This window comes from Variovorax sp. YR634, from assembly GCF_900106655.1.
Lineage (GTDB): Bacteria > Pseudomonadota > Gammaproteobacteria > Burkholderiales > Burkholderiaceae_C > Variovorax.
Genome location: NZ_FNOL01000040.1, coordinates 1 through 14,769 on the forward strand (window position 1 = coordinate 1; position 14,769 = coordinate 14,769).

Here is a 14,769-nt window from a genome sequence, read left to right on the forward strand (position 1 = left end):
CTTCGAGCGATTTGAGGCCGGGGCCCCGGTATACGAGTGCTTTCATGCCGCAACGTTATGCGTCCCTGCCCGCCCTCCCCTTGCGATAGCGCAAGAAATGACTGCGTCGCCGTGCAGATGCCTTGACGCGCCGCCACACCGGAGGACACTGAATGCATGAACTCCTTCAGCCCATCAGCTGCGATCGTCGGGCTGGCCGTGGCGCTGGGCATCGGCGTCCTGGTCGGCATCGAACGTGAACGTCGCAAGGGCGACGGCGACCGGCGCGCGGCCGCGGGGTTGCGCACCTTCGCCATCGTGGCGCTGGCGGGTGCTGTCGCGCAGATCCTTCCCGTTCCGGTGCTCGTTCCCATCGGGGGAGCGCTCGTCGCCACGCTGGCGGCTGTGTCGCACTGGAAGAGCCGCTCGCAAGATCCGGGCATGACCACCGAGATTGCCCTGTTCGCTACTTACCTGATCGGCGTGCTGTGCATCATCGAGCCGTCGCTTGGCGCGGCCTGCGGGACCGGCCTGGCACTGCTGCTGGCGGCGCGCCGCAGGCTGCATCGCTTTGCAACCGAGTTGCTCAGCGAGCAGGAACTGCACGACGGTATCCTGCTGGCCGCGCTAGCCCTCATCGCGCTGCCACTCATTCCTTCCCGGCTCATCGAGATGCTCGGCGGCATCAATCCCCGGCCGCTGGCCTCCATGGTGCTGCTGATCATGGCGATACAGGCCGCGGGACAAGCCGCGGTGCGCTGGCTCGGCGTGCGCGGCGGCCTGCTGGGCTCGGGCTTTGCATCAGGGTTCGTGTCGAGCACTGCAACTGTGGCTTCGTTCGGCAACCGTGCGCGCGAACAGCCACTGCACACCGGCCTGCTGGCCGGCGCCGCTGCCTTGTCTGCGGTGGCCACCTGGGTGCTTGCGCTGGCGATGACCGCCGCCCTGTCGCCGCCGGCCGGGCTCGCGCTGTTGCCGGTGGCACTTGCCGGCGCAGCGGGCGCGGCGGCCGTAGGCCTGCTGCCACTTCTGTCTTCCCGGCCATCAGCGGCGATCGAGGCGCCCGCCAGCACGCGCACCGCGCTGCGCCCTCGCGAAGCGTTCACCGTCGCGCTCGCACTGGCGCTGGTTGCGCTGCTGGTGGGCACGGCGCAGCGGCACTTCGGCGACACCGGCCTGCAGGTCGGCATCGCGCTCGCGGCGCTGGTCGACGCGCACGCGCCTGTGGCCTCGCTCGCCTCGCTGCACGCGGCCGGCACCTTGTCTGTGGATCAGTTCGTCCGCGGCGTGCTCGTGGCGGTCGGAACCAACACGCTCACACGCTGCGTAGTGGCCCTGACTGCCGGCGGCAGGGTTTATGCGCTGCGCGTGGCGGCGGCGCTGGTGGCAAGCCTGGCCTGCGCATGCGCTGCCGCGGTCTGGCTCAAGGGGTGAGCCGCTTCATGCCGATGCAACCGGAGCCGCGCAACCGCTGCATACCGGGCTCGGGCGAGCTTCCAGCACCGCCCCCAGCAGGGCGCTGGGACGATAGGTGGTCAGGCCCTTCAGCCCGAGCCGCCAGGCCTGCAGGTACAGGTCCTTGAAGTCTTCGTACGGACAGTCGGCGGGCACGTTGACCGTCTTCGAGATGCCTGCGTCGATGCACGGCGCTACGGCCGCCACCATCTCCACGTGCGCGATCGCGCTCATCTGCAGCGCCGTGACGAAAGCAGGCCCGGGCGCCGCCTTCGGGCCCTTGCACTGGCGGTACAGCCTCAGCGCATGGTCTTCGACCACGTACTCCTCCATCCCGCCCTCCGGCAGGCGCTTGCGTCGCGTGAAGGTCCAGGCATAGGCCGGCTCGATGCCGTTGCTCGCGTTGTCCGAAAAGGCAAGGCTGATGGTTCCGGTAGGCGCAATCGACAGCAGGTGCGAGTTGCGCATGCCGTGTGTGCAAATACCCGTCTTCAGCGGCTCGGGTAGCCGAGAGGCGAAAGTGTTGCGGCTCAGGTAGAGATCTGCATTGAAGAGCGGGAACGCACCGCGCTCCCGGGCAAGCTCGCACGATGCGGCGTAGGCAGCGTCCCTCAGGGCCTGGGCGATTCGCCGCGCCGCGTCGCGGCCTTCGGGAGCGTCGTAGCGCAGGCTGAGCATGACCAGCGCATCGCCCAGGCCCGTGAAGCCCAGGCCGATGCGCCGTTTGCCGAGCGCCTCCTGGCGCTGGCGCTCCAGCGGCCAGGTGGTGATGTCGAGCACGTTGTCGAGCATGCGCACGGCCAGGCTGGCGAGGCGCGAGAAACCCTCTTCGTCGAAACGTGCGGACGGCTCGAACGGGTTCTTCACGAAGCGCGTCAGGTCGATCGATCCGAGGCAGCAGCCACCGTAGGGCGGCAAGGGCTGCTCGCCGCAGGGGTTGGTGGCCGCGAGTGTCTCGCAGTAGGAGAGGTTGTTGTCGGCGTTGATGCGGTCCAGGAACAAGGCACCGGGCTCCGCTTGCACGTAGGCCGATCGCATGATCCGCTCCCACAGCGCCCGCGCGCGGCGCGTGCCGTACACCCACAGCCCGTCGTCGCGCCGACGCTGGGCACCGGTCCGGATACGGGGCCCGGGTTCGGCCCGGTGCACCAGCTCGACGGTCCGGTCATCGCACACCGCCTGCATGAAGGCGTCGGTCAGCCCTACTGAAAGGTTGAAGTTGGTCAGCTCGCCGTGATCCTTCGCGCCGATGAAGTCCTCGATGTCGGGATGATCGCAGCGCAGCACGCCCATCTGGGCGCCGCGCCGTGCTCCGGCCGACTCCACCGTCTGGCAGGAGCAGTCGAAGACACGCATGAATGGCACGGGGCCCGATGCGCTCGACTGCGTGCCCGCCACCCACGCGCCGCGCGGGCGGATGCGCGAGAAGTCGTAGCCCACGCCACCGCCGCGGCGCATGGTCTCGGCCGCTTCGGCCAATGCAACGTAGATGCCCGGGTGTCCCTCGTCGTCCCCGGTGATCGAATCGCCCACAGGCTGCACGAAGCAATTGATCAGGGTGGCCACCAGCGTCGTGCCGGCCGCCGACTGGATGCGCCCCGCAGGCACGAAACCGTCGCGCAGCGCCTGGAGGAAGTGCGAAGCCCAGGCCTCGCGGTCCTCCGGCTTCTCGGCCTGCGCCAGGGCCCGCGCCACTCGGCGGTGGATGTCGTCGATGCAGTGCTCGTCGTTCCGGGCGTACTTCTCCATCAGCACGTCGCGGCTGATCGGCTGGGCGGCCAGCGTGGGAGGGAGCGGGTTGTCGACGGTATCGCTTGTCATGGGCACCACCGGGAATCCACGAGGGGCACCCATGATGGGCGGATGCCCTCGCTGCGCCTTGATCCAGCGCAAGACGCCGAGCCTGGCGGACTTCTAGAGTTCTCCCCATTCACCACATCCATTCCTGAAATGAACACGCTGCGCTCAATCCTCGTCCACCTGGATGGCACCGAACGTGCCGAGGTGCGGCTGCGGCTCGCGCACCGGCTCGCGACCATGCACGAGTCGGCATTGACCGCGCTCTTCGCGGTGTCCCCGTCCGTGCTGGCGGTGCTGCCGCTGATGGGTGGAATTCCGTCGATGCCGATGGCCGGAGAGGTCGATCCCGACCACCGCGCCCATGCCGCAGCCGTGTTCGAGCGCCTTCTGCAAGACCACGCCAACCGCAGCGACTGGCGCGAACTGCGCGGCGAACCCGTCATCGAGAGCTTCATCCAGCGCGCGCTCACCTGCGACCTCATGGTGCTGGGGCAGCGCAACCCGCGGGACGTGGCCGGTTTCGACGTACCGGGCGACTTCGTCGAGGCAGTCATGCTCGGCAGCGGCAAGCCTGCGCTGATCGTTCCCTTTGCCGGCAGGGTGTCCCCGAAGCCGGAGAAGGTGTTGGTCGCCTGGCGTCCGACACGCGAGTCCGCCCACGCACTCACCACCGCCCTGCCCGTGCTACAGGCGGCGAAGGAGGTCCACCTGGTGGCCTCTGCAGACAGCGAAGACCCCGTGCCGCCGATGTCCCGGCTGCGGGATTACCTGCGCCTGCACGGTATTGGGCAGGCGCAGGAGCACCGGGCCTTGGAAGACACCAGGCACGCCGGCGAAGCGCTGCAGTCGCTGGCGGAGAAGATCGGCGCCGGATTGATCGTCATGGGCGGCTATGGCCACAGCCGTGCGCGCGAACTCGTGCTCGGAGGCGCCACCCGCACGATGCTGGAATCGGCCACGGTCCCGGTCTGGATGGCGCACTGAGCGGCGGCGCCCGCCAAAACTTCATCCGGCGCCTTTCCAGAGACGGACAAAGGCTTCGGGCGCACGGTCTTCCGGCACCTCGAAGCTGATCGACGGGCTCGCCTTGGCGATGTCGTCCACGACCAGGTCGACTCGGTAGAAGCGCTGGTCTCCTCCTTGTGCGCATGTGCCGCCTTCCGAACCGCATTGGGCGGCGCGCTGCAGCACCTCCTCGATCCCGTGCCTTGCTGTTTCGTCGCACGTGCCCAGGCTGAGGCTGCGGGGGAGCGAAAGCCCCGGCGTCCAAGCGACGCTTCCCTCTCGTGTGATGCGCACGACACGGGCCTGGTTCAAGGGTGGAAGATGAATCATGGGATTGCGACCCGGCTAACCCTAGGACGCCTCGGCGAAAGCCTCGACAAAGCGCGACAAGTGACCGCGCGACAACCGGTCGATGCCCGCCGCGCGCGAGCGGCCAGCACCACGCCCCACCAGGAAGATCGAGATCGTCGGAGTAAAGCAGGGATTGCATTCGTATCTCGTGAATAGTGCGGACGATTCTGCGGACTGCACTGGCTCCGGGCTGTGATGCAGGTCAGCACGCCTGCCTCTCATCGTCCACCTGCGAGATCACCCGCCGGGTCTTGCCGCTGCGCCCACAATGCGCGCTTTCGCCGCCATGGCAATGGATGTGGATGCCTCGCGCGCCCTGAGCCTCGAGGAATGCCGCGAGCACGGTGCGCGCCTTGTGCAGGGTCCGGCCCGCCTGTGCGCCCTGTCCTCGGGTCTTGAGCAGCAGATCGTGCGGCCCTTGCTGCACCAGCTGAAAGTCGAACAGACCGGCCTCTTCCTCGAGCACTGTGCTGACGGCCAGCGGCACTACGCTGATTGCCGGCCCCCCCGCAGCGCCGGCCAGGCGCAGCGTGTCGTCGTCCCGCCCCTGCACCTCGATGGCCTGCAGGTGCGAACCGCACTTGCAGGCCGCTTCGAGCAGCGTGACCCGGTCGCCCAGGTCGTAGCGGATCAGCGGCTGCAGGTGATTCGCCAGGTTGGTCAGCAAGGTCGTGGTGCCGGCTTGGCCCAGCGGTACGGCCCGGCCATGCGCGTCGACAGGCTCGAGGATCGCCCAGTCGCTGTTGAGGTGCAGCACGCCCAGGGGGCATTCGAAAGCCAGCGAGAGGAACTCCGAGGCGCCGTAGCTATTGGCCACCGGGCAAGCGAATGCTTTGTGCACGAACGCACGGCTGGCTGCCGACAACGTCTCGCCGCCGGTCCAGATCTCGCGCGGCACTGCCTTTAGCCGCCCGGCCCGCCGTTCTTCCGCGAGCAGCACGGCAGCGCTGGGATAGGTTGCGATCACCGTGGGGGCGAATGCATCGAGCTCGGCACACAGCTTGTCCAGCGGCTGCAGGAAGGAAATACCGCGCAGCCGCTCCGAGAGACCCGGCTGCAGGTGCCGCAGGCGCTCGACCGACACCGTGCTGGCGAAGTGCCCGTCGGTCGCGCCGACGAAGGCGATACGTTCGGCCATGCTCCAGGGGTCGAGCAGCCGGTCTAGCGGCCGCAGCAGCGGGCGGCGCAGCGCCTCCAGCGCGTCGTACACCGCCATCGCCTGCGCGTCCTGCACGAAGATCGCGGGCTCGCCGGTGCTGCCCGAGCTCTCCCACACGGTGTAGCGGCCGAGGCATTCAGCCGCGATGTTCGCCGGGTCGGCGACGAAGCGGCGCAGCGTCCGCAGCGAAAGCGCCGGCTCGCATACCCAGCCCTCGAAATCGTGCATCAGCTCGGCCTTGTGCGACACAGGCAGATCCTCCAGCCGCACGGTGGCCGGATCGCGCCCTGCCAGCAAGCGCCGGTACCGCGGCGAGTGCGCGGCCGCGGCCGCAAGGAGCGACGCGATCCGCTGTGCGCGCAGCGCGGCGAGCGACTCGGTCGAGGCCTGCGTGGCCATCGACACCTCGGCCGCGACCACGTACGCCTGCCACGGATCAAATGTCGGCGGCATACGCGGCTCCAGGTGGATGGGCGTGCATGGCGGGTTCCTTCAAATCCCGAGCTTGCACCTGCACCGCGGCGGCGGGTTGACGTGCATCAAGCCAAAGGCCGGCGCTGCGCCGCACCATGGACGATCACTTCGGAGCCTCCCTTGAGCATTCGCCATCTCGACCGCCTGCTGTCGCCAGCCTCCGTTGCCGTGTTCGGCGCCTCCAACCGGCCAGGCAGCGTTGGCGCCACGGTCTGGCGCAACCTGCGCGCCGGCAGCTTCGCGGGGCCGGTGTACGGCGTGAACCCGAAGCACGGCTCGCTCGATGGCGAGCCCATCTTCTCCAGCGCGGCGCATCTTCCCGCTGCGCCCGACCTGGCGCTGATCTGCACACCGCCGGCCACCGTGGCGCCGCTGGTCGCAGAACTCGGCGCGCTCGGCACCCGCGCGGTGGTGATCGTCACGGCAGGGTTGAGCGCGCAGCAGAAGCAGGCCGCGCTGGAAGCGGCGCGCCCTTTCACGCTGCGGTTGCTCGGCCCCAACTGCCTTGGGCTGCTCAGTCCCCACATCGGCCTGAACGCCAGCTTCGCGCACACCGATGCGCTGGCGGGCGACGTGGCCTTCGTCTCGCAGTCGGGCGCGCTGGTCACGGCGGTGCTCGACTGGACGCGCAGCCGCGGCGTCGGCCTGTCTCACCTGATCTCGCTGGGCGACCATTGCGACATCGACTTCGGCGACCTACTCGACCACCTGGCCAGCGATGCGCGCACACGGTCGATCCTGCTGTACGTGGAGGCGATCGAATCGCCGCGCAAGTTCATGTCGGCCGCACGGGCGGCCGCGCGCAACAAGCCGGTGATCGTGGTGAAGGCCGGGCGCGCGGGCAACGGCGTGAAGGCCGCGGCCTCGCACACGGGCGCGCTGGCGGGTTCCGACACCGTCTACGACGCAGCCATCCGGCGAGCCGGCATGCTGCGCGTCGATACCTTGCAGGAGCTTTTCATCGCCGCGGAAACGCTGTCGCGCTTTCGCGGCAACCGGCACAGCACGCTCACGGTCATGACCAACGGCGGCGGCGCCGGCGTGATGGCCGCCGACGCGGCCGCGCGTGAAGGAGTCACGCTCGCCGACCCGGCTACGAACCTGCTGACCCGTCTCGACGCGGTGCTGCCCGCGAACTGGTCACATGCCAACCCGATCGACATCATCGGCGACGCACCGGTCGAGCGTTATGCTGAAACACTCTCAGCCCTGCTGGCCGACGAATCGGCGGGCGCGGTGCTCTTCATGCATGCGCCGACGGCCATCGTGCGCAGCGAGGACGTCGCGCGCGCCTGCCTGCCGCTGGTGCGCAGCCACGCCTCGCGCGTGATGAGCACCTGGCTCGGCGACAACGCGGTGGCGCAGGCGCGCAAGCTCTTCGAGGACGCAGGCGTGGCCGACTACGCCACGCCGGAAGAGGCCGTGCACGCTTTCGCGATGCTGCAGACCTACCGGCGCAACCAGGAGACCCTGATGGAGACGCCGAGCGCCAGCCGCAACGCCGCGCCCGACAGCGCATCGGTGCGGGCAGCGCTCGCCGCCGCCGTGGCCGAGGGGCGGGAGTGGCTGGGCGAGCAGGAGGCAAAGGCGCTGCTGCAGGCCTACGGCATCGAGACGGTGCCCACGCTGGCAGTGGCGGCGACTGCCGAGGCGGCCATCGAGGCGGCTCGCAGGCTGGGCTACCCGGTGGCGCTCAAAATCCTCTCGCGCGACATCACCCACAAGTCGGACGTGGGCGGCGTGCGGCTCGGGCTGTGCGATGAAGCTGCCTTGGGCAAAGCCGCCTGCGAAATGCTCGACACGGTGCGAACCGCCAGGCCGCTGGCGCGGATCGACGGTTTCACCGTGCAACGCACAGTGCACCGCCCGCATGCGCAGGAAGTCATCGTCGGCGCGAGCATAGACAGCGTTTTCGGCCCCGTGATCCTCTGCGGCCAGGGCGGCACCGCGGTCGAGGTGGTCGGCGACACGGCCATCGCGCTGCCGCCGCTGAACCGCGCGCTCGCGCACGAACTGGTGACGCGCACGCGCGTGGCGCGTCTTCTGGCGGGCTTTCGCGACCATCCGCCGGCCCGGCTCGATGCGCTGTACGACGTGCTCATCGCGGTGTCGCAGATGCTGGCCGACCTGCCGCAACTGGCCGAGCTGGACATCAACCCGCTGTGGGTCGACGAGAACGGCGCGCTGGCGCTCGACGCGCGCGTGCGGCTTTCGCCCACGCCGGTGGGCGGCGCGGAGCGCTTCGCCATCCTGCCCTACCCCGCGCAGTGGGTGCGCGCGCAGGCCTGGAATGGCCGTGCGATCGTGGTCAGGCCGATCCGGCCCGAGGACGAGGCGCAGCACCGGCGCTTTCTCGAGTCGCTGGATGCGGAAGACATCCGCACGCGTTTCTTCTCCACCCGCAAGGAGTTGCCGCGCAGCGAACTCGCGCGCCTGACTCAGATCGACTACGACCGCGAGATGGCCTTCATTGCGGAGGCCACCGACGCACAGGGCGGTGCCGAGACACTGGGCGTGGCCCGCACGGTGAGCGACCCCGACAACGTGGAGGCCGAGTTCGCGATCATCGTGCGCTCCGACCTCAAGGGCCAGGGGCTGGGCGCCCTGCTGTTCGAACGCCTGATCGAGCATGCGCGCCGCCGCGGCATCGAGCGGCTGGTCGGCCTCGTGCTGCGCGAGAACACCCGCATGCTGAAGCTCTCGGCTGGGATGGGCTTCAAGGCCGATCCGGAAGAGCCGCCCTCTTCGGGTCTGCGGCGGATGGTGCTGGAACTGAAGACTTCAGCAAGCCCGTCGTGCTCGTCGGCGTGAATCCGTAGAAGCGCCCGTTGAGGTAGCGGGCGACCTCCATGATGTCTTCGTCGCGCCAGCCGAGCGAGGAGGCCTGCTGCCAGCGCCGCACCTGTTCCTCGAGGCTGTCCCAGTCGTAAACCAGCTTCCTGCCGCGCCAGTGCATCTTTTCGTTGTGGCAGGCGACACAGTTCGTGTTGTAGAGCAGTTCGCCGCGGGACTGCGATTGCGACTGCGATTGGGCCTGGGCCGCATTGCTGTGCAGGGCCGCAAGGGCGGCCAGCACAAGTACTGCCAGCACGGCTAGGCCCGGCGCGCGGCGGTCACCGGATGAGGTGAGCATGAGACGCATGGAACGCTCCTGTTCTATCGTGGACAGCGAAGACGCCATCGTCTCGCGGTAACAAAAAGCCCACTTGATCCAGCGCAACGAGCCGTCTGATGCGAGCGCCTAAATTGAAGCTTCCTCAACTCACCCATGGAGCGTCGCGCATGAACACCGCACTGTCCCGTCTGGACCGGATCGAAAACCTCTTCCCCGACATGCTGCGCCGCTGGGCACGCCCCATGCAGTTGATCGACGAAGCCGAGTTGCCCGCCGACATCCGCGTCGACGTCACCGAGAACGACAAGGAATACCTCGTCACCGCCGAGATCCCCGGCGCCAAGAAGGAAGACGTGCGCGTGTCGGTCGACGGCAGCTACGTCTCGATCTCCGCCGAGATCAAGAAGGACGAGGAGAAGAAGCACGGCCGCTCCATCGTCCGGGAAACCTACCGCGGCAGCGTGTCGCGCGGCTTTTCGCTGGCCAGCGAAGTCGATGACAAGAACGCCGTGGCGAAGCTCGAGGATGGTGTGCTGCGCCTGACGCTGCCCAAGCGCGAAGGCGGCGCCCACAAGGTCCTGAAGATCCAGTAACTGCATCCGACCGGCGCAGCCCCGCTGCGGGCTCCCCGCGCGGACCGCCCGGTCTTCGGAGGAACCCGCATGCTCAGCGCCTACATGACACATCCGGACTGCGCGCGCCACGAGATGGGCGCGGGCCACCCGGAATGCCCCGAGCGGTCTTCCTCCATCCATGACCGACTGCTGATCGCGGGCCTGCTCGACTACATGGCTCCGTACGATGCGCCCCTTGCCACGCGCACCCAGCTGGCGCGCGCGCACGATGTCGTACGTGCGCGAACTCATTGCCGCCGCTCCCACCGAAGGCCACCGGTTCGTCGACCCCGACACCCTCATGAACCCGCACACCGTGCAGGCCGCGTTGCGCGCCGCCGGTGCTGCGGTGCTGGCAACCGACCTGGTGCTGGCGGGCAAGGCGTCCACGGCTTTCTGCAACGTGCGCCCGCCCGGCCACCATGCGGTGCGCGAAGCGGCCATGGGGTTTTGCTTTTTCAACAATGTGGCAGTGGGCATCCGGCATGCGCTGGACTTACACGGCCTGCGACGGGCCGGGATTCTCTACAGCTGGGGTCTGCGGAACCTCGTTTTCGTCGCCCCGACCCTTGCGGCCATCGTCCATCCGGCCACAGGCCCCGTGGCGGCGCTCGGTGTGGTCGCGGTACTGGTCGGCTTCGACCGTTTCGCAGACGGTAACGCGGGCACTTAGCCTGAACGCATCGACGCAGAAAGAGTCGTCGATAGCAGACGCAACTGCCCTCCGGAGTCAACGACGGACGGCATGAAAGCCGATCGACGACGCCAATCAGCGGCTGCACGGCACGCGCGGCGGCGCGGCGCTGGTAGTCCCAACGGCACTCCCGACGCACAAGATCTTCTTGCCGAGGCGATCGATGCCGATTGCGCAAGCGCAAGGTCGATGGCTTCCGATCCACGATCCGATGCCTTGATAAAGAACAACAGTACGCTCCCCATCATGGTGGAGCATCAGTTGGAAACCTGTGCATTGATCCAGGCGTGACGCAGACGCGACTGCCGGACGCTGCTCAGGTTCATCGTTGGCACACTTTTCTCAAGCAGAGGGACACGGCATTGAAAAACTCGGACATCCGTTACAGCTCACAGGTCATCGGTTTGCACTGGCTGATGCTGGTGCTGCTCGCCGCCGTGTACGCCTGCATGGAGTTGCGCGGGCTCGCTCCAAGGGGCAGCGATCTGCGCGCTGGCCTCAAATCGCTGCATTTCCTGCTGGGACTGAGCGTTCTTGCGCTCGTGGTGGTCCGGCTTGCCGTTCGCTGGCGTGCGGGGCCGGCGCCCGGCATCCGGCCGCCTGTGCCGACGTGGCAGGACTGGCTTACGCGACTCATGCATCTGGCGCTCTACGCCTTCATGATCGCCACACCAATCCTGGGCTGGCTGACGCTGAGCGCCGAGGGCAAGCCGATTGTTTTGTTCGGCCTGCATGTCCCGTCAATCCTCGGTGCCGACGAGGTGCTTTCCGATCAGTTGAAGGAGGTACATGAAGCGCTGGCCACTGCCGGCTACTTCCTGATCGGCCTGCATGCGGCAGCGGCGCTGATCCACCATTACATCGTCCATGACAACACACTCTTGCGCATGCTGTCGGGGCGCGAATCCCGCGACCGAATCACAAAAGAGGAACGATGAAATCATTTCACGCCCGCGCCCACCCCGAGCGCCACCGCACCGAACATATCGGCTGGCTGCGCGCCGCCGTGCTCGGCGCCAACGACGGCATTGTCTCCACGGCCAGCCTGGTCGTCGGCGTCGCAGCGGCGCATGCCAGCCACGCGAGCATCCTGACCGCGGCAGTGGCCGGCCTCGTGGCGGGCGCGATGTCGATGGCCGCTGGCGAATTCGTCTCTGTGTACTCCCAGGCTGATACGGAAAAGGCGGACCTGGAGCGAGAGCGCATCGAACTGAAAGCGGACGCTCAGGCGGAACAGCGGGAGTTGACCGCAATCTATGTGCGTCGGGGCCTTGAGCAAAAGCTGGCCAGCCAGGTCGCCACTCAGCTCATGGCGCATGACGCACTGGGCGCACACGCACGCGATGAGCTGGGCATCTCGGACGCGCTCGCCGCGCGTCCACTGCAAGCGGCCCTGGCTTCAGCCGCAAGCTTCGCTGCGGGCGCCGCGTTGCCGCTTGCAGTGGTGGCAGCGGCGCCGCAGGCATCGTTGCTGCCGTGGACGATCGCAACCGCCATCGCCTTCCTGGCGCTTTTGGGGGGTGTCGCCGCAAAGATCGGCGGTACGCCGATGGGCCGCAGCGTCTGGCGCATCACCCTGTGGGGCACGCTGGCCATGGCTATCACTGCCGGTGTGGGAACCTTGTTCGGAACGCCGGTCTGATGAGTTCAAAGATTTGCCGCTGCTGTGGCCGCCTTTTTGGCGACCAGCCTGGACAGTTCGGTGAACCCGATTGGCGGGCGGACCAGCCATGCAAGCGTGAAGATGCGCTCGGCCAGCCCGGCGGACATGCGTTTTATCTGCCTGCGCTCGCCCGAAAGCCGGGTCGCCAGCAAGGGGTCGTGCGTGCCCGCCGCCAGCACGCTCTTGTTCAGCACCCACGCATAGGGCTCGATGCCGGCGCGGCGCAAGTCTTCCTGCAAGGCGGCGGCTTGCGAGACCGGCGTGACTTCCGGTAGCGTGACCAGAATGATCCGCGTGTACGCGGCGTCCTGCAGCCTCATCAACGGCGTAACGATGTGCGTGCTCCCCTGCCCTTCGAACTCCCGCACCATCTGCCGGTGGTAGGCGCCGGTGGGCGGTGCGGATCGGGTGATCGACAGTCTCCTCGCGCCGTGGCCCGGCGGCTTGACGCGCATCAAGCGCTGGCGAGTTCGAACGATGTTGATGTGGCGCAAGACCGGCACGCCCGCGCGGCAGAAGAATCCGTTTGCCTTTCGCGCCGGGGCCGGCGGCAGGTGCCTGTTTCAGGCGGTCCCGAGGAGAAAACAATGTCCGTTTACAAGCACATACTGGTCCCGCTGGACGGCAGCTCCACGGCCGGTCGAGGCCTGCAGGAAGCCATTCGCCTGGCTTGCGAACTCAAGAGCAAGCTGCGGCTGCTCCACGTGATCGACGACTTTCCGATGCTGGCGGAAATGTCGACGCTCTCCAGCTTCGAGGCCGGCCTGCAGAGGATGAGGGAATACGGCGAATCGGTCCTGACTCGGGCCCTGGCACAGACCACCGAGGCCGGCGTGGAAGCGCAAACAGTGCTGCGCGAAGTCACACAGGGCCGCATCGCCGACATCGTGATCGAGGAAGCCGGCAAGGCCGCCTGCGACCTGATCGTGATGGGCACCCATGGCCGCCGCGGTCTCAGCAGGCTGGCGCTCGGCAGCGATGCCGACCGTGTCGCACGAAGCAGTCCGGTGCCGGTGCTGCTGGTGCGCGGGGCAGCGACAAGCTGACCTTCGGCCACCGCAAATCCCTTCCCAACCCCATCACTTTCATTCGACTGGAAAAAAATGACAGCCAACACACTCCGCATCCTGATGGCATCGGCGGCCCTCGCCGTCAGCGCCTGCACCTTCGCCGCCGAGTTCACGGCACCCGCGCAACTGAGTCCACCGGAGAGCTCGACGCAGAAGGCGCGCGATGCAGCACGCGATGCCGCCGGCCGCGCCGCACGGGATGCCGAAAAGGCTGCCCGCAAGGCAGTGGATGCCGCCAGGGCCGCGGCGCAGAAGAGCAAGGTCAACACCGGCAAGGTGTCCAAGGCCCTGGCCGAAGGCATCCGCCAGGCCGCGCGAAAAGCCGCGGAAGCCGCGACGCGACTGGAGGAAAAAACCGCCGCATCGTCCAGCAAGGCGCTCGACGAAAGCAAAGACGTTGCACGTACTGCCCAGGAAGAAAGCATGAAGGCCGCACAGGCCTCCAGGGAAGCGCTCGCCAGGGCTGAGGAGTCGGTCAGCCGTTCCGCGCAGGCCGGCAAGGAAGAAGCCGAGAAGGCAGCCCAGGCCACGCGCGAGGCGCTCGACAAGGCGGAAGAAGCCATGCGCTCGGCCGCCAAAGCCGCCGCCGACGCCTCCGCTCGAACGTTCGAGGCCATGAAGCGCACGGCCCGTGCGGCGGGTGCCGACAAGAAGTGACAGGTTTCCTCCGACTTTCGAAAGGATTGCCATGAACCCGGACATTCAACTCAGACACGATGTTTTCGCTCAACTCAACTGGGACCCCGCAGTCAACGCCTGTGATATCGATGTGCGTGTGAAAGACGGCGTGGTGACCTTGCTGGGCAAGGTGGCCGACGAGGCCCAGCGAGTGGCTGCGGAATGCGCCGCACGCCGCACCGAGGGCCTGACGACGCTCTTGAACGGGCTCACCGTTCGGCCGCTCCGTGAACGGGCGCTGGATGCCGCGGCATCCAGCGTTCATTCAGCCTGAATGGAACTCCTGAGACGACATGGAGCCGACCCTGGACACAGTTCCGCCCGATTCGTCTCCGTTGACGCGCGGCGCCCCCCAATGGCTCACGAAGATCGAGCGCCCCCCTGCGCAGGGGGCGAATCGGGCACCGGCGAATTCATGGCCGGGCTTCCTGGCCGGCCAGCCCGAGAAACCTGTGCGGGTGCTGGTGATCGACGAAGACGCCGGTGCGCGGCGTGCAATTGCCCACGAACTGGCCATGGATGCGCGCGTGCGTATCGTCGGCGAAGCGGGCAGCCTGCAGGAAGGCAAGCGCCTTCTGACACAGCATGAATTCGACGTGCTCATCATCGATATCCGACTCGGCGGCGGCAAGGGATTCGAACTTATCGAGAGCGCCCGACGCCATTGCAGTTCGGTCGAAGTCATCGTGCACTCGGCACTGGAAGACGAGGT

The 14,769-nt window shown here is 67.6% G+C and carries 17 protein-coding genes; 12 read left to right on the top strand and 5 right to left on the bottom strand.

All coding sequences use genetic code 11. The annotated features are described in order from the left end of the window. The first annotated feature begins 156 nt into the window (after positions 1–156). On the top strand, positions 157–1,413 hold the full coding sequence (locus BLV60_RS33235; protein WP_093059975.1) for an MgtC/SapB family protein: 1,257 nt from the start codon (positions 157–159) through the stop codon (positions 1,411–1,413). Positions 1,414–1,419: 6 nt separating this feature from the next. On the opposite strand, the gene BLV60_RS33240 is transcribed toward BLV60_RS33235, so the two are convergent. After that, positions 1,420–3,255, bottom strand: coding sequence for an adenosylcobalamin-dependent ribonucleoside-diphosphate reductase (locus tag BLV60_RS33240; RefSeq protein WP_371127430.1), 1,836 nt, complete (start codon positions 3,253–3,255; stop codon positions 1,420–1,422). A gap of 129 nt (positions 3,256–3,384) precedes the next feature. On the opposite strand from BLV60_RS33240, the gene BLV60_RS33245 reads away from it, so the two are divergent. After that, a complete protein-coding gene (locus BLV60_RS33245; protein WP_093059977.1) occupies positions 3,385–4,218 on the top strand; it encodes a universal stress protein in 834 nt (277 codons plus the stop codon). Between the two features lie 21 nt (positions 4,219–4,239). On the opposite strand, the gene BLV60_RS33250 is transcribed toward BLV60_RS33245, so the two are convergent. Both BLV60_RS33250 and BLV60_RS33255 read right to left on the bottom strand, forming a co-directional pair. After that, entirely contained in the window at positions 4,240–4,551 is a 312-nt protein-coding gene (locus tag BLV60_RS33250) for a protealysin inhibitor emfourin (protein WP_256329688.1), read from the bottom strand. A 241-nt stretch (positions 4,552–4,792) separates the two neighbouring features. Continuing rightward, positions 4,793–6,202, bottom strand: a complete 1,410-nt coding sequence (locus BLV60_RS33255) for a phenylacetate--CoA ligase family protein (protein ID WP_093059981.1) — start codon at positions 6,200–6,202, stop codon at positions 4,793–4,795. Positions 6,203–6,343: 141 nt separating this feature from the next. On the opposite strand from BLV60_RS33255, the gene BLV60_RS33260 reads away from it, so the two are divergent. Further along, complete coding sequence (locus tag BLV60_RS33260) at positions 6,344–9,034, top strand: bifunctional acetate--CoA ligase family protein/GNAT family N-acetyltransferase (protein ID WP_093059983.1); 2,691 nt, start codon at positions 6,344–6,346, stop codon at positions 9,032–9,034. Here the strand turns inward: BLV60_RS33260 and BLV60_RS34215 are convergent. Continuing rightward, positions 8,940–9,365 (bottom strand): c-type cytochrome, encoded by a 426-nt coding sequence (locus tag BLV60_RS34215; protein ID WP_143042676.1) that lies wholly within the window; start codon positions 9,363–9,365, stop codon positions 8,940–8,942. The two genes, BLV60_RS33260 and BLV60_RS34215, sit on opposite strands and share 95 nt — an antisense overlap. A gap of 140 nt (positions 9,366–9,505) precedes the next feature. Between BLV60_RS34215 and BLV60_RS33265 the strand changes: the two genes are divergently transcribed. The 5 genes from BLV60_RS33265 (at position 9,506) to BLV60_RS33280 (ending at position 12,288) form a co-directional block, all read left to right on the top strand. After that, positions 9,506–9,931, top strand: coding sequence for an Hsp20/alpha crystallin family protein (locus BLV60_RS33265; RefSeq protein ID WP_093059985.1), 426 nt, complete (start codon positions 9,506–9,508; stop codon positions 9,929–9,931). 250 nt (positions 9,932–10,181) lie between these two features. Further along, positions 10,182–10,625, top strand: a complete 444-nt coding sequence (locus BLV60_RS34770) for a DUF599 family protein (RefSeq protein ID WP_256329689.1) — start codon at positions 10,182–10,184, stop codon at positions 10,623–10,625. 72 nt (positions 10,626–10,697) lie between these two features. Next, a complete protein-coding gene (locus BLV60_RS34220; RefSeq protein ID WP_143042677.1) occupies positions 10,698–10,937 on the top strand; it encodes a hypothetical protein in 240 nt (79 codons plus the stop codon). Positions 10,938–11,008: 71 nt separating this feature from the next. Next, positions 11,009–11,584 carry a cytochrome b gene (locus BLV60_RS33275; RefSeq protein ID WP_256329691.1) on the top strand — a complete coding sequence of 192 codons (576 nt, stop codon included), beginning with the start codon at positions 11,009–11,011 and terminating at the stop codon, positions 11,582–11,584. Next, the gene (locus BLV60_RS33280) at positions 11,581–12,288 is read left to right on the top strand and encodes a VIT1/CCC1 transporter family protein (RefSeq protein ID WP_093059987.1); all 708 of its coding nucleotides are present in this window, start codon (positions 11,581–11,583) and stop codon (positions 12,286–12,288) included. Before BLV60_RS33275 ends, BLV60_RS33280 begins: the two co-directional genes overlap by 4 nt. Positions 12,289–12,293: 5 nt before the next feature. On the opposite strand, the gene BLV60_RS33285 is transcribed toward BLV60_RS33280, so the two are convergent. Further along, a complete protein-coding gene (locus BLV60_RS33285) occupies positions 12,294–12,803 on the bottom strand; it encodes a hypothetical protein (protein WP_371127431.1) in 510 nt (169 codons plus the stop codon). Between the two features lie 93 nt (positions 12,804–12,896). Here BLV60_RS33285 and BLV60_RS33290 point away from each other — a divergent pair, with 93 nt between their 5' ends. From BLV60_RS33290 to BLV60_RS34775, 4 genes are all read left to right on the top strand, one after another. Further along, positions 12,897–13,355 carry a universal stress protein gene (locus BLV60_RS33290; protein WP_093059989.1) on the top strand — a complete coding sequence of 153 codons (459 nt, stop codon included), beginning with the start codon at positions 12,897–12,899 and terminating at the stop codon, positions 13,353–13,355. A gap of 57 nt (positions 13,356–13,412) precedes the next feature. Then, positions 13,413–14,036 (top strand): hypothetical protein, encoded by a 624-nt coding sequence (locus tag BLV60_RS33295; RefSeq protein WP_093059991.1) that lies wholly within the window; start codon positions 13,413–13,415, stop codon positions 14,034–14,036. 31 nt (positions 14,037–14,067) lie between these two features. Beyond that, positions 14,068–14,331 (top strand): BON domain-containing protein, encoded by a 264-nt coding sequence (locus BLV60_RS33300; protein ID WP_093059993.1) that lies wholly within the window; start codon positions 14,068–14,070, stop codon positions 14,329–14,331. Between the two features lie 184 nt (positions 14,332–14,515). Then, a partial coding sequence (locus BLV60_RS34775; protein WP_256329690.1) for a response regulator occupies positions 14,516–14,769 on the top strand: 254 nt, incomplete at its 3' end.

Bases quoted from the DNA above. Each gene is read 5' to 3' on its own strand.
- BLV60_RS33235 (WP_093059975.1), top strand. From the start codon at position 157: ATGAACTCCTTCAGCCCATCAGCTGCGATCGTCGGGCTGGCCGTGGCG.
- BLV60_RS33240 (WP_371127430.1), bottom strand. From the start codon at position 3,255: ATGACAAGCGATACCGTCGACAACCCGCTCCCTCCCACGCTGGCCGCC.
- BLV60_RS33245 (WP_093059977.1), top strand. From the start codon at position 3,385: ATGAACACGCTGCGCTCAATCCTCGTCCACCTGGATGGCACCGAACGT.
- BLV60_RS33255 (WP_093059981.1), bottom strand. From the start codon at position 6,202: ATGCCGCCGACATTTGATCCGTGGCAGGCGTACGTGGTCGCGGCCGAG.
- BLV60_RS34215 (WP_143042676.1), bottom strand. From the start codon at position 9,365: ATGCGTCTCATGCTCACCTCATCCGGTGACCGCCGCGCGCCGGGCCTA.
- BLV60_RS33265 (WP_093059985.1), top strand. From the start codon at position 9,506: ATGAACACCGCACTGTCCCGTCTGGACCGGATCGAAAACCTCTTCCCC.
- BLV60_RS34770 (WP_256329689.1), top strand. From the start codon at position 10,182: ATGTCGTACGTGCGCGAACTCATTGCCGCCGCTCCCACCGAAGGCCAC.
- BLV60_RS34220 (WP_143042677.1), top strand. From the start codon at position 10,698: ATGAAAGCCGATCGACGACGCCAATCAGCGGCTGCACGGCACGCGCGG.
- BLV60_RS33280 (WP_093059987.1), top strand. From the start codon at position 11,581: ATGAAATCATTTCACGCCCGCGCCCACCCCGAGCGCCACCGCACCGAA.
- BLV60_RS33290 (WP_093059989.1), top strand. From the start codon at position 12,897: ATGTCCGTTTACAAGCACATACTGGTCCCGCTGGACGGCAGCTCCACG.
- BLV60_RS33295 (WP_093059991.1), top strand. From the start codon at position 13,413: ATGACAGCCAACACACTCCGCATCCTGATGGCATCGGCGGCCCTCGCC.
- BLV60_RS33300 (WP_093059993.1), top strand. From the start codon at position 14,068: ATGAACCCGGACATTCAACTCAGACACGATGTTTTCGCTCAACTCAAC.